This window comes from Haloferax mucosum ATCC BAA-1512 (assembly GCF_000337815.1).
In the GTDB taxonomy this organism is placed as follows: Archaea; Halobacteriota; Halobacteria; order Halobacteriales; family Haloferacaceae; genus Haloferax; species Haloferax mucosum.
In genome coordinates, this window is the sequence record NZ_AOLN01000011.1 from 139915 (window position 1) to 152816 (window position 12902).

Annotated in this window: 11 protein-coding genes and 2 tRNA genes; 4 read left to right on the plus strand and 9 right to left on the minus strand. The window is 61.9% G+C overall.

The window, feature by feature from the left end; all coding sequences use genetic code 11:
• Positions 1 to 29 precede the first annotated feature (29 nt).
• Positions 30 to 1478, plus strand: a complete 1449-nt coding sequence (locus tag C440_RS07475; RefSeq protein WP_008319742.1) for a hypothetical protein — start codon at positions 30 to 32, stop codon at positions 1476 to 1478.
• Positions 1479 to 1711: 233 nt separating this feature from the next.
• Here C440_RS07475 and C440_RS07480 read toward each other — a convergent pair whose 3' ends face one another.
• The 6 genes from C440_RS07480 to C440_RS07505 are packed head-to-tail and all read right to left on the minus strand — an operon-like array spanning position 1712 to position 9940.
• Entirely contained in the window at positions 1712 to 2131 is a 420-nt protein-coding gene (locus C440_RS07480) for a NusA-like transcription termination signal-binding factor (RefSeq protein ID WP_008319743.1), read from the minus strand.
• A gap of 2 nt (positions 2132 to 2133) precedes the next feature.
• Complete coding sequence (gene rpoA2 / locus C440_RS07485) at positions 2134 to 3390, minus strand: DNA-directed RNA polymerase subunit A'' (protein WP_008319744.1); 1257 nt, start codon at positions 3388 to 3390, stop codon at positions 2134 to 2136.
• A complete protein-coding gene (locus C440_RS07490) occupies positions 3383 to 6307 on the minus strand; it encodes a DNA-directed RNA polymerase subunit A' (RefSeq protein ID WP_008319745.1) in 2925 nt (974 codons plus the stop codon). Before C440_RS07490 ends, rpoA2 begins: the two co-directional genes overlap by 8 nt.
• Positions 6308 to 6319: 12 nt before the next feature.
• Positions 6320 to 8149, minus strand: a complete 1830-nt coding sequence (gene rpoB / locus C440_RS07495) for a DNA-directed RNA polymerase subunit B (protein WP_008319747.1) — start codon at positions 8147 to 8149, stop codon at positions 6320 to 6322.
• Between the two features lies 1 nt (position 8150).
• The gene (locus C440_RS07500) at positions 8151 to 9716 is read right to left on the minus strand and encodes a DNA-directed RNA polymerase subunit B'' (RefSeq protein WP_008319748.1); all 1566 of its coding nucleotides are present in this window, start codon (positions 9714 to 9716) and stop codon (positions 8151 to 8153) included.
• Entirely contained in the window at positions 9713 to 9940 is a 228-nt protein-coding gene (locus C440_RS07505) for a DNA-directed RNA polymerase subunit H (protein WP_008319749.1), read from the minus strand. Before C440_RS07505 ends, C440_RS07500 begins: the two co-directional genes overlap by 4 nt.
• 267 nt (positions 9941 to 10207) lie before the next feature.
• Here C440_RS07505 and C440_RS07510 point away from each other — a divergent pair.
• From C440_RS07510 to C440_RS07520, 3 genes are all read left to right on the plus strand, one after another.
• Positions 10208 to 10280, plus strand: a tRNA-Asp gene (locus C440_RS07510).
• Between the two features lie 29 nt (positions 10281 to 10309).
• Positions 10310 to 10382, plus strand: a tRNA-Asp gene (locus C440_RS07515).
• A 315-nt stretch (positions 10383 to 10697) separates the two neighbouring features.
• Positions 10698 to 11057 (plus strand): DUF952 domain-containing protein, encoded by a 360-nt coding sequence (locus C440_RS07520; protein ID WP_008319750.1) that lies wholly within the window; start codon positions 10698 to 10700, stop codon positions 11055 to 11057.
• A gap of 8 nt (positions 11058 to 11065) precedes the next feature.
• Here C440_RS07520 and C440_RS07525 read toward each other — a convergent pair whose 3' ends face one another.
• The 3 genes from C440_RS07525 to C440_RS07535 are packed head-to-tail and all read right to left on the minus strand — an operon-like array spanning position 11066 to position 12873.
• Complete coding sequence (locus C440_RS07525) at positions 11066 to 11422, minus strand: fluoride efflux transporter FluC (RefSeq protein WP_008319752.1); 357 nt, start codon at positions 11420 to 11422, stop codon at positions 11066 to 11068.
• On the minus strand, positions 11419 to 11754 hold the full coding sequence (locus tag C440_RS07530) for a CrcB family protein (RefSeq protein ID WP_008319754.1): 336 nt from the start codon (positions 11752 to 11754) through the stop codon (positions 11419 to 11421). The genes C440_RS07525 and C440_RS07530 overlap by 4 nt, the downstream gene beginning before the upstream one ends.
• Before the next feature lie 21 nt (positions 11755 to 11775).
• The gene (locus tag C440_RS07535) at positions 11776 to 12873 is read right to left on the minus strand and encodes an ATP-binding protein (protein WP_008319755.1); all 1098 of its coding nucleotides are present in this window, start codon (positions 12871 to 12873) and stop codon (positions 11776 to 11778) included.
• Positions 12874 to 12902 lie beyond the last annotated feature (29 nt).

The following is a 12902-nucleotide window of genomic DNA, read 5'->3' on the forward strand; positions in this document are numbered from 1 at the left end:
TTACTACATTCGAGAACGTATCAGGGACGATGCCCGAGCAGTCGAACCCGACCGGAGCGGTCGGTCCTGCCTCCCGTCTCTCTCGACGCCACCTCGTGAGGGGGCTTTGTGGACTCTCTCTTGTGAGCCTCGCTGGCTGTACGAGTTCGCCAGACGCCGAACCCACGGACACTGACGGCGATGGCGTCATCGACTCGGAGGATTACGCCCCCCGTGACGCGAACGTCTCCCGGCGGTTGGACCTCGAATCTGCGTCGGCGACGGGAACGGCGACGCCGACGCTCACTGCGACACCGAAGGCGTCTCACACACCAACGCCAACGACACCCCCGACGCCGACCGCGACACCCACCACGACGCCGTCGTCACCGTCCGAGACGGAAGCGGAGTCAGAGACAGAGACCGACACGGACACGTCCAAAGCGATATCGTCGAACGCGCTCTCCGCGACGAATCCGGGCGTGTTCGACCGGCGTAACTACATCGCTCGGTACTCTCATCGAGGGGCCGAGGTCGTTCTCCGTACGGAGAGCGTCGATGGCTACGACGTTTCAGACAGAGACCTCACAGTCTCGCTCGTCGAGTTCCCGCGGGGTCGAGAGTTCACCCGCGAAACGACCTCTCTTTCGATACCCGACGGAGCGTCCTCCACGACGGAGACAGTCGGTATTACGTTTCCGAGCGCCGCCGAAGAGACCCGCGTCCACTACATTGCGGCGCTCGTTCCCGAGGGGACGTCGCTCGACGACGCGACCGCTGACGAGATAGACTTGATTGCGGAGACAGACCCGTTCAGGTGGGACGCAGACCGGAAGGCGATTCGCAGAGACAAACCACCGACGTTGGCGGCAATCGGCGGCGAATCCGGAGACGGATACAGACGCGTCGAAGCCGAAGGCGTCTTCGACATCAGCATCGTCGGCCGAACAGCCGGCAGACAATGGGAAGCTCCGTTCTACGTGTACAAGAGCGCGTACATGCAGGCGGTGAACCGAGACCACGGGCGACGGCGACCAGAGTTCGTCCAATTCGAGATGCAAAGCGGCTTTATCGGCGGGTTTGCAAGCATCCTCGACGAGTTAGCGGTGTCGAACGGCTTCACGGAAAAACGGGAGACAGTCGAGTTCGTCATCGACTTCGTTCAGCGTCTTCCGTACGTTCCCGACGACGTTTCGACCGGGTTCGACGACTTCACCAAGTTCAGCGTTGAGACGCTCGTCGGACTCGGCGGCGACTGCGAAGACACGAGTATCATGCTCGCCGGACTCCTCCAGAGCGAGCCATTCGGCTACGATATGGTTCTGATTCAACCGCCGGGACACATGGCCGTCGGCATCTACGGCACCGACCTTCCCGGCACGTACTGGACGCTCGACGACCGCGATTACTACTACATCGAAACCACGGGCGAAGGCTGGGGAATCGGCGACATCCCGGACGAGTACAAGGACGACCGCGCATACGTCCACCAAGTCTGACAATCGTTGCGTTTTGTGATGAATCGTGATGCGCCGTACAATCGACTAAAGAAGCGCGGGATACTCGAATGGCGTTCAGTTCGTCGCTCGGCTTGTCATTCGAGTCGTCGTTCGGTTCGTTACCCGAATTGTAGATAGATAGATAGATAGATACATCGTATCGACGCAGAGCGACCGCTCGCGTGTCCGTGTTCAAACAAAAAGACGCGACGCCGCGAGAACGGTCGTCCTCGCTACGTCAATTTGATGTCGTCGATGCCGTAGTGGCGACGCGCCAGTTCGCGCGCGGTGTCGATGGTTTTTCCGCTCGAACCGATTGCGACGCCGCGGTCCGCTTCAGCGACTTCGACGTACGCGACAGTGTCGTTTTGCTCTGAGAGAGTCACGTGCCGGACGGCGGCCGGTGCGAGCGCGCTCGCAACGAACGCCTCTGGCGTGTCGGCGTCTTCGACCAGCTCGACCGACCGGTCGATTCGTCGTTCGACGGACTGGACTGTCCGCCCACCGGGACCGATGGCCGTCGCCATGTCACCCGCGGCGACGAGGAAGACGACCCGGTCGTCGAAGACCAGACAATCGTGGGCGGTCGCGCCGGTTTCGTCCTCGAAGAGGGCGATGAATCGACGGGCCGTGTCCGACAGCGTAACTTTCATTTTCAGTCGTCTGACGGCTCGGGTGCTGCGTTCGCGTCGGCATCTTGGACGTCGAGCGACCCCATCCGGAGGTCAACGTCGCCGGTACCGATTGCAATCGGCTTGCCGACGATGACGTTCTCGATGACGCCGTTGAGGTCGTCTTCTTCGCCGTGGATGGCGGCGTCGAGCAGGTGGTTGACCGTGACCTCGAATGCGGCGCGGGCGAGCACGGAGTCTTTCGACCCGGAGATACCGTGGCGACCGATGGACTCGATAGTCCCGTCGTTGGTCATGATGTCTGCGACGAGCATCAGGTGTCGGATGTTCACGTCGTCGAGACCCTGCTCTTTGAGCGTGTTCATCGTTTCGTCGATGATTGCCTCACGAGCGGCCTCGATGCCGAGTTGCTTGTGCACCTCGTGGATGTTGTTCGAGGTAGTGCGCGAAGCGTCCACACCTTCGATAGAGAGCACGTCGCCGAAGGCCGACCCTTCGGTGTAGAGGACGAACTCTTCTGTTCCGTCGTCGTTCTGTTCCTTGCGGATGACGACGCGAGAGACCTCTTCGATACCCTTGAACACGATGTCGCGCAGTTCCTCGACGAGTTGGAGGAGGCGACGGTAACTCGGGCTTTCGGGACCGAATTCGATGAGCGTTCCCTCGCGGCGGGTCTTGACTCCGAGTGCGTCTTCGATGGTGTCTGCGATTTCGCTCGCAACGACGCCTTCGTCGTCGTAGGTCGGCCACCGTTCGAGAAGCGTCTCGTCGTTGAGGTTGACCTGAACCACCATGTCGGCGACGTTGGTCGAGATGTCACCGAGCGCCAGAATCTTCGTGGATTCGATGTTCCAGACGACTTGGTGAGCGAGGTCACGGTTCTCGGCGTACTCACCGTCGAGGTAGACCGTCATCATCGGCGTGTCGGGCGTCTTCCGCGCGTCCACCAGTTCGATGAGACGCGGCAGGCCCTGCGTGACGTCGATTTCGGCGACGCCCGCGTAGTGGAACGTGTTCATCGTCATCTGCGTTCCCGGCTCACCGATAGACTGCGCTGAGACCGTCCCGACGGGGTCGAGCGGGTCAACGCGTGTCTCGAGATAGCGCGCCTCGACAGCCTGTGCGATTTCGCCGGCCTGTTCGAGGGTGACGCCCTCGCGGTCTTCGATGGTCTGGTAGATTCGACCCTTCAGGCGTCGAGACAGGTCTTTCGGCTCGACGACGTCGGCGATGTCTGCATCGACGTGTTCGTATTCGGAGATTACGGCGTTATCAGTCATCGGATTCGACCCCCGCACGGGCGTCAACACGCGGTTCTGCGTGTTCGGAGAGGTTTGTCGGCGGTGCGCGTTCGCCGAGGAAGCGTTCTTTCTCCTCGGTCGATGTGAACTCCGCGTCGATGACGCGGTCGGCGATGTTATCGACGTCTATCGGCATCTCGTCGTCCGACGAGACCTTCACCGGACTCGTACCGTCTTCACCGAACTCGAACTGAACGATGGTTCCGGACGTGTCGCGGACGGACCCGTCGTACTGCGCTTCGAGTTCGGATAGCGCGTTGATGAGACGGCGCTGGAGGTATCCGGACTTCGAAGTACGAACTGCCGTGTCCACCAGCCCTTCGCGGCCACCCATCGCGTGGAAGAAGAACTCACGCGGGGTGAGACCGGCGCGGTAGGAGTTCTCGACGAAGCCGTGGGCCTCGGCCGAGAGGTCGCCTTTCTGGTAGTGGCTCAGAGTACGACCTTCGTAGCCGCGGTTGATTCGCTCGCCCCGAACTGCCTGCTGACCGACACAGCCGGCCATCTGGGTCAGGTTGAGCATGGATGCACGCGCACCGGACTTCGACATCACGACTGCCGGGTTGTCCTCTTCGAAGTGGTCCTCTGCGATTTCACCAGCAGAGTCACGTGCCTTTCCGAGACGCTGCATAATCTTCATTTCGAGCGTCTCATCGACCGAGCGACCCGGCAGTGATTCGAGTTCGCCCGCCTCGTAGATTTCGATGAGTTCCTGAATCTTGTCGTAGGCGGCGTCGATGGCCTCGTCGACCTGCGCGGTCGCCTCGTCCGGAATCGACTCGTCGTCGATACCGATAGACAGCCCGAAGTGCATGATTGCACGCATCGCAAGCGAGGCAATCTCGTTGATGAAGATGCGCGAGCGCGTCTTCGAGTAGTCCTTTGCGAGCACGTCTACAATCTCGCCACCGAAGGCACCGACGGCGTCTTCGTCGATGGTCCCCTCGACGAGTTGGCCGCCCTCGATGAGCACGGTGTCGCCGACCTTCGAGGTGAACTCCATGTCCAGGTCGTCGGGCAGGAGTTCGGAGAAGATCTGCTGGCCCGTCCAGTACGGGGTGCCGTCGTCGTCTTCGCCTGCGGGTTCGGGGAGCGTGTCCACGCGCGTCGCACGAAGCAGGTCGAGCGCCTGCGTCTCGACGAAATGCGGGTTGTCGTGCGTGAGCAGGTACGTTCCCGAAATGTGGTCCTGAATGGCTCCGATGATGTTCTCACCGAAGCGCGGCGAGAGAATCTGCTCTTGGACGCGCATGAGGACGCGCGCCTCGGCACGGGCCTCCTCGTTCTGGAGGGCGTGCATGTTCATCTCGTCGCCGTCGAAGTCTGCGTTGTACGGCGGGCAGACGACGGTGTTCAGGCGGAACGTCTTGTACGGCATCACGACGACTTCGTGTGCCATAATCGACATCCTGTGGAGCGATGGCTGTCGGTTGAAGATGACGATGTCACCATCGACGAGGTGTCGGTTGACCTCCCAACCGAGTTCGACTTTCTCTGCGAGTTCTTCGCAGTTCTTCTCTGTCACCTTCAGGCGACGACCGTCAGGGCGACGAACGTAGTTCGCGCCGGGGTGGCTCTCCGGCCCGTTACGGACGTACTGGCGAGCCTCGTCGATGTTGCGCTCGGTGACGTTCATCGTCTGGGTCATCTCCGTCGCAACGCGGTCCGGCACGCCGACCTCGTTGAGAGAAAGCGTCGGGTCCGGCGAGATGACGGTACGCGCGGAGAAGTTGACGCGCTTACCAGACAGAGAGCCGCGGAAGCGACCTTCCTTGCCTTTCAGGCGCTGGCTGAGCGTCTTGAGCGGGCGGCCGGAGCGGTGACGTGCCGGCGGCGTGCCCGAAATCTCGTTGTCGATGAACGTGGTGACGTGGTACTGGAGGAGTTCCCACAGGTCCTCGATAATGAGTTGCGGGGCACCCGCCTCGCGGTTCTCCATGAACCGCTGGTTGATGCGGATGATGTCCACCAGTTTGTGGGTCAGGTCGTCCTCGGAGCGCTGGCCGTTGTCCAGCGTAATCGACGGGCGTGCCGTGACTGGCGGGACGGGGAGGACGGTCAGAATCATCCACTCGGGACGCGACCGGTCGGGGTCGATACCGAGCGTGATGAGGTCCTCGTCCGGGATGTCCTCGAACCAGTCGCGGATGTCCGAGGGCATCAGCTTGTTCATGTCCTCTTCGGTCAGGTCGAGGTCGAGCGCCTTTTCGAGCGCCTTGCGGTCGTCACCGACCGGTCGGAACTCGCCGGCGAGTACCTGATTGATGCGGTCGGCGTCGAGGCCGGTCTTGTCGGCGAGCACGACCGGGTCGATTCCCTCGTCGTCCTCGTCGTCGGGGTCCGGTTGCATCGCTTCGGCGATGCGCTCGGAGTAGTCCCCGGCGAGCACGTTCTGGACCTCGTAGTAGGTAGTCGGCTTCTCGTGTTTGATGTCGTGCTGGGGCGAGCCACAGTGCGGACAGCGGTGAGCCTTGCGGGCCTGCCGGACTGCCGACTTCATCACGTCGCTCCAGTCGTCGCCGAGTTCCTTCGTGCGACCGAGTTTGTCGTGGTACTCCTCTGCTTCTTCCTGCGTGAGCGCGAGACGACCGCACTCGCGGCACGTCGAGCGGAGCAGACGACGGATGAGCTTCGTGAATCCGACGTGGATGACGGGTGCGGCCAGTTCGATGTGACCGAAGTGCCCGTTACACGACCCGGAGTGCTGGCCGCAGGTGCGGCACTGCAGACCGGGGTCGATGACGCCCAGACGCGGGTCCATGAGACCCATGTCGATTGGGTAGCCGTCGTCGTCGTAGGTGTCCGCGGTGATGACCTTCGTCGCGGACATGTCTCGGTACGTCTCCGGGTCCATCAACCCGAACTGGATACTGCCGATTTCTTTGGGTGTCTGCATTGACATGTGTGGTTAGACCGCGTCCTTCAGTTCGATGCGCGGGCGTACGCCGAGCGCGACCATCTCGTCGAGAAGCAGTTTGAACGCGTAGCTGATCTCGATTTCGTGGATGTTGTCCTCGTCGCCAGTGACCGGGTCGTAGATGCGGCGCTGGTCGCGGTCTTCGACGGCGACCATGCCGGTGTCTGCGGAGATGTAGACGCTTTCCTTGTCGGAGGAGTCGAGCAGGCGCTCTTGGAGCACCATCGCGGCACCGTGTCCGATAACGGTGTCACGCTCCATCTCACCGAGACGAAGCCCACCCTCGCGGGCGCGACCTTCGGTCGGCTGACGGGTGAGCACCTGCACGGGACCGCGCGAGCGGGCGTGCAGTTTGTTGCTCACCATGTGGTACAGTTTGTGGTAGAAGATGATGCCGACGAAGATTTCGGCCTCGATCTTTTCGCCGGTGACACCGGAGTACATGACCTCCTTCCCGGAGGACATGAAGCCGCGGTCTTCCAGTGCGGAGCGAAGTTCCTGTTCGGACTCACCCTGGAACGCGGTCCCGTCTACGCGACGTCCTTCGAGTGCACCAACCTTGCCGCCGAGCATCTCCAGCACGTGGCCGACCGTCATGCGCGACGGCAGTGCGTGCGGGTTGAGGACGAGGTCGGGGACGACGCCCTCTGCGGTAAACGGCATGTCTTCTTGCGGAGCCAAGTGGCCCACGACACCCTTCTGTCCGTGTCGGGATGCGAACTTGTCGCCGAGTTCCGGGACCCGCTGGTCGCGGACGGACACCTTGGCGAGTTTCGAGCCGTCTTCACCCTCCATCAGGGTGACGGTGTCCACGACACCGGATTCGCCGGAACGCATCGTGACGGAGGTCTCGCGGCGCTTCTGCGGCGAGAGTCCAGCCATGTCGTCGGGTTCTTCGAGGAACCGCGGCGGCGAGGTCTTTCCGAGAAGCACGGAGTTCTCGTCAACGACCGTCTCGGGATTGACGAGGCCGTCTTCGTCGAGGTGCGAGTACGCGTCTTCACCGCGCGCACCACGCACGTCCTGGGACGGAATCTCGAAGCGGTCTTCCTGCCCACCGGGATAGCGGCGCTCTTCGCCTTCGTACGTACGGAAGAAGTGCGAACGAGCGAGGGCGCGTTCGACAGAGCCTTTGTTCATGACGAGCGCGTCCTCGATGTTGAAGCCCTCGTAGGACATCACGGCGACCACGAAGTTCTGTGCGGCCGGTCGCTCGTCGAACCCAATCTGCTCTGTGGTCTGCGTTTTGACCATCGAGAGCTGTGGGTAATGCATGAGGTGCTGTCGCGTGTCGGGTCGAATCCGGTAGTTCGCCGCCGGAAGCCCGAGCGACTGCTTCATCATCCCTGCACCCATCGTAATACGCGGTGAAGCGTTGTGTTCCGGGTACGGAATCATCCCGGCACCGATACCGAAGATGAGTTGTGGGTCGATTTCGAGGTGCGTGTGGTCCTCGTTGATCTCGTCTTCATCGACCGCGACGTAGATGTCTTCTTCCTCTTCGGCGTCGATGAACTCGACGAGTCCTCGCTCGACGAGATCGTCGAAGTCGAGTTCGTCGTTGTCGAGCGCCTCGACGTGTTCGTCGCCGAGGAGTGGCTCGCCGTCTTCGACGACGATGAGCGGACGGCGGGCGCGACCGGCGTCCGCGTTGATGATAACTTCGCGGGTTCGTTCCTTGATGGAAACGTTCACCATCTGACTGACGTCGCCGCGTCGGCGCGCCTCCCGGATCTGTGCCGCGAGTTGGTTGGGGTCGGGATGGGTCCCGACGAGACTACCGTTGACGTATACTTTCGCTTCTCGCTGTGCCTGAGCCATGTTAGTCGTCTGCGGGTGTGGCGTCGACGCTGTCGATGCCGGGGATTCCCTCGACACCCATCGACGCAAGTTCTCGCTTTAGTGCCTGTTCGTCTTCGACGTTCTGGGAGAGTTCCATCGCCTGCGCGAAGTTCTTCACCAGACCACAGTTCGGTCCCTCAGGAGTCTCTGAGGGGCAGATGCGACCCCACTGGGTCGCGTGCAGGTCGCGCGCCTCGAAGTGGGGCTGCGAGCGCGACAGCGGACTCCGGAGACGACGCAGGTGCGACAGCACACCCATGTAGTCCGTCCGGTCTACGAGCTGAGAGACGCCGGAGCGGCCGCCCACCCAGTTCCCCGTCGCAATCGGGTGTTCGAGCCGCTCTGTGAGCACGTCGGAGCGGACGACAGTGTTCACCGTTAGGTTTCGATTACGCATGTTCGCGCGTTCGAGCTGGTACTTCACGTCGCGTGCCAGCTTGTTGAGCGCGGTCCGGAACAGGTCCTTCATCAGGTCACCGGAGACCTTGAGCCGCTTGTTGGCGTAGTGGTCCTTGTCGTCGGAGTCCCGACGCTGGAGTGCGAGTTCGAAACACGCCTCGGCCATGCGGCAGAGGTAGTACGCCTTGTTCATGCGCACTTCTTCTTCTTCGGCACCCTCCTCGTGGAGATGCGGCAGAAGGTAGCGGTCGATAACGTAGTTGGCGCGCTTGAGCTGGTAGTTCTTCCCCTGTCCGCCAGCAACGCGCTTGCCGAGCGCCTCGATGGCCTGTTCTTGGGTCTGAACCTCGGCCTCTTCGAGGTTTTCGAGCATGAACTTCACAATCTCGGGGTCGTCGGAGACGCGGTGAACGATCTCCTCGTCCGATTCGAGCCCGAGCGCACGCACAAGCGTCACGAAGTCAACGCTCCCCGAGACGGAGGGGAACGAGACTTCGAGCAGTCCTTCGCGGTTGCGTTCACAGAGAACGAGCGCGCGGTACCCGCGGCGCTGGCTGAACGTCTTTGCGACTTGAATCTCGTCGCCGTACTTCGTGTCGTACTCGGCGAGAATCTTGTTCGGAGCCAGGTCCTCGGAGGTCATGAGCACGCGCTCAGAACCGTTGACGATGAAATACCCACCGGGGTCAACGGGGTCCTCGCCGATTTCGACGAGGTCCTCGTCGGAGAGTTCTGCGATGTTACACTTCGAGGAGCCGACCATGATCGGCATCCGTCCGACCTTCGTCTCAGCGGTATCGACGACGACTTCCTCTTCTTCTTCGCCGCCGCGGACGATGGACATCTCCATGAACACGGGGGCGGAGTAGGTGATGTTGCGCAGGCGTGCTTCCTGTGGGAAGAGAAGTTCCTCGGAGCCGTCGGCCTCGCGGACACGGGGTGTCTCGACGCGGACGCCACCGAGTTCGACGTAGACCGGCTCTTCGCCCTCTTTGTCGCCAATGTCGGTCTCGATAGTGGCCTTTTCCTCGACGACATCCATCATGCCGCGTTCGAGGAACGCGTTGAAAGAGCGGAAGTGATGTTCAGCGAGCCGTTCTTCAGAGAAGTACTTGCGAGAGACCTCGCGTCGCGCTTGTCGATTCATTCAATCACCAGTCGATATACGACTGCTTTGTCTGTCGTCCGCGAATTCCGAACGATCTTGATGACGTCGCCGGGCTCTGCGTCCTCGGGGAGCGCCGGGTCTTTCCTCTTGATCTTCGGGAGATTCGTCTTCTTGACGTTGTACTCCTGTAACACGTCCTCGACGGCCTCATCGTCGAGAAGCGTGTGTTCCGGAACCAGTTTGTGTTGGCTTACGTCTACCATGTATGGTGCTGCTGGGTGCTGGAAGAAGCTGTCACGGGATACTACGGCAGATTTCGGGAGCCACCCATATAACACTTGCCAACTGCGTCGAAGAAAGGCAACGCTACCGGAGGTCACGCACCGAAGATGCGCGAGTCGTCACATATTGGCATGGGGTATCTCAATATAAATGTCTTCGGGGCAGGAATCGCGGTACCGCGGGCCATGGGCGTCGAAGATGGTAAGTCTTATCTACAAACCTCGGCTACGAATGAGTGCAGACGGAGGGCCCGGGTGGTGTAGTGGCCCATCATACGACCCTGTCACGGTCGTGACGCGGGTTCAAATCCCGCCTCGGGCGCTCTCCGTACCGCAAACTCACTTCAGTAAGCCCGGGTGGTGTAGTGGCCCATCATACGACCCTGTCACGGTCGTGACGCGGGTTCAAATCCCGCCTCGGGCGCTTCTCTAATTTCCAACTTCCGAGCGAGGCGTCTCGTCGCCAAGCGACTAGTTGGAATGTGAAACCTCCGACAGAAGGATTTGAACCAAGGAGCGACGCGAGCGTCAGCAAGCAGAGCGACTGAGGTTCAAACCCGGCGAGGAAGAGCCTCGCCGACCTTCGCAAACTTCGGTTTGTTCAGTCCCGCCTCGGGCGCTTTTCCGAACGTTACAGACCAAACGACGCGTCTCAGCGCGACGTGTTTCGACCGAAGTTCGTGTAACCGAGTCGAACTCGGACGGGTGAACTAATATTCCGTCAATCGACAGACGAGACATGGCATACATCGCACACATACTCGCTCCAGCGGACTGGGAGACGTTCGAACAGACGGAGGAGTACCGCCCAGCGTCGCTCGACGAGCAGGGGTTCGTTCACTGCTCCAAACTGGGCCAGATAGTCGTCGTCGCCGACGTCGCACACGCACACCGCGACGAGTGGGTCCTCCTGTTGCTTGACGAGTCACGACTCGAAGCACCCGTTCGATACGAAACGAACGAAGACGGCGGAAGCTCGTTCCCGCACGTCTACGGACCATTGACACTCGATGCAGTCGTCGATTCGTTCGACTTCGAACGAGACCAGACGGGCTTTCGGCTTCCGGAGGGCCTGCTAAACTACGAGTCCGTTCGATAGGGAGGACGTTACCCGACGAGACCGCCCATCACCCCACCAATCGCCACACCGACCAACGCCGCCAACAGCGTCCCGAACGCGTACCGGGCGGCAGTCCGATAGTCGCCGGCGTCGAGGAGTTCGGCGACGCCCACAGCAAACGACGAAAACGTCGTAAACGCACCGCAGAAACCGGTTCCAGCCAATGCCGCCACCGCGTCCCCGAAGGGAACGCTGACGATGAATCCGAGTGCGATACTTCCGAGCACGTTCACCGTTACCGTGCTCCATTTCCCGACGAGTTGCTGGTCTACGAGATGTCGTGAGAGTGCGCCAACCGTGCCACCGACGCCGACGAGCACCGCAGAGACGAGTGAGAGGCTCATCGTCGCCTCCCGACCGCGAGGCCAGCGGCCGCGGCCACGAATCCGAGTGTGTAGTTCGCGCCGACGTTGGCCACGCCGCCCAGCATCGACAGCGATGCCGTCTGCACGGCGAAGGTGCTGTAGGTCGTAAACGACGAGAGCATTCCAGTGCCGAAGAGCAACTGCGCGCGCCGCGAGGAGACGCTGGTGATGAACGTCCCGAGTACGAAGCTTCCGACGACGTTCGCCGTGAGCGTTCCCCCTGCGCCGGGAACGACGAGCGAGACGCCGTAGCGGAGCATCGCGCCGAGAAAGCCACCAGCGGCGACGAGCGCCAGTTCCGAACGGTCCATACCAACCCCGACCCGGAGTGGCTACTCCATGGTTTCGGAAGCGTCGTCGGGGGCGACAGCAACTGGTGTCGAGCCTCTGTCGGGGGTCTGTCGAAGGCGAACCCGGACGTCGTGAACCGATTCGGTCGTGTCGTCAACGACGAGCGCGCATCCTCGCTCTCGGGGCAGTCGAGCGGTGAGCGATTCGTCGAAGTACGTCGGGTCGGCGGCGGCCATCGCCGACACGTCCGGCCCGGCAGTGAGGCGATGAACGATTCGGAGGTCGGCCTGCGAGACGGCCACCCCCGGAAGCGCAGATGGTCGCTGTGTCGCCAACACGAGACCGACACCCGGTGCGCGCCCACGCGTGAGAATAGTTCGAAGCGCCGGTTCGGCGACGCCAGCTGGTTCGTTACCTGAGCCTGCCGCCCGCGGCCCGTCGTCACCGCCGCTGACGAAAGCGTGAGCCTCATCGACGAGCACCCACGGGAGCCTGGCTACCGCGTCCGCAACTCGGACATCGTACAGACCGCGTGCGACGACGCGAACAACTGCGTTTGCCGGCGTTTCACCCATTCCCGAGAGGTCGAGCACGTCCGGAGTAGGCCCGCAGAGCGATTCCGGAGACAAACCATCTTCAGAAAACACACCCCACGAGTCGGCGAGTACGAGATGGTTCGTCGCGGCCCGACGGGTTTCGGAAGCGGCGTCAGCGTCTTCGACAGCCGCGAGCATATCGGCGAGCGAGTCTTCGTCGGCCGCGAGTCGCCAGACGAGCGACCCAACCGGACCAGTCGGGTCGAGACCGAGCAGTTCGGGCCACGCGCTCGGCGGGAGCGCATCAGCCCGTACTGTCGGCGACTCGTGGACCGTCCCGTCTGCCGGTGCGTCTTCGAGACCGCCGAAGACGCCCATTGGGTCCACGACGACCGGTGCAACACCCTCGGCCTGAGCCAGCCCTTCGGCGACGACGCCGAGTGTGTGAGATTTCCCGCTCCCGCGTTTGCCGACGACGACGGCCGCGTGGGGACTGTTCACGTCAAGGCTGACGGGTGCGCCGTCACTGCCGTCGCGGGCGCGGTAGTTTCCGAGGTGACAGACTGGGCCAGGCTCGTCCGACGCGCGACCGATGATGTGCATACGCCGGGGTTGTCCCGTACTGTGACTTG

Coding starts and splice junctions, on each gene's coding strand:
- C440_RS07475 (WP_008319742.1), top strand. CDS start 30: ATGCCCGAGCAGTCGAACCCGACCGGAGCGGTCGGTCCTGCCTCCCGT.
- C440_RS07480 (WP_008319743.1), bottom strand. CDS start 2,131: ATGAAAGTTACGCTGTCGGACACGGCCCGTCGATTCATCGCCCTCTTC.
- rpoA2 (WP_008319744.1), bottom strand. CDS start 3,390: ATGACTGATAACGCCGTAATCTCCGAATACGAACACGTCGATGCAGAC.
- C440_RS07490 (WP_008319745.1), bottom strand. CDS start 6,307: ATGCAGACACCCAAAGAAATCGGCAGTATCCAGTTCGGGTTGATGGAC.
- rpoB (WP_008319747.1), bottom strand. CDS start 8,149: ATGGCTCAGGCACAGCGAGAAGCGAAAGTATACGTCAACGGTAGTCTC.
- C440_RS07500 (WP_008319748.1), bottom strand. CDS start 9,716: ATGAATCGACAAGCGCGACGCGAGGTCTCTCGCAAGTACTTCTCTGAA.
- C440_RS07505 (WP_008319749.1), bottom strand. CDS start 9,940: ATGGTAGACGTAAGCCAACACAAACTGGTTCCGGAACACACGCTTCTC.
- C440_RS07520 (WP_008319750.1), top strand. CDS start 10,698: ATGGCATACATCGCACACATACTCGCTCCAGCGGACTGGGAGACGTTC.
- C440_RS07525 (WP_008319752.1), bottom strand. CDS start 11,422: ATGAGCCTCTCACTCGTCTCTGCGGTGCTCGTCGGCGTCGGTGGCACG.
- C440_RS07530 (WP_008319754.1), bottom strand. CDS start 11,754: ATGGACCGTTCGGAACTGGCGCTCGTCGCCGCTGGTGGCTTTCTCGGC.
- C440_RS07535 (WP_008319755.1), bottom strand. CDS start 12,873: ATGCACATCATCGGTCGCGCGTCGGACGAGCCTGGCCCAGTCTGTCAC.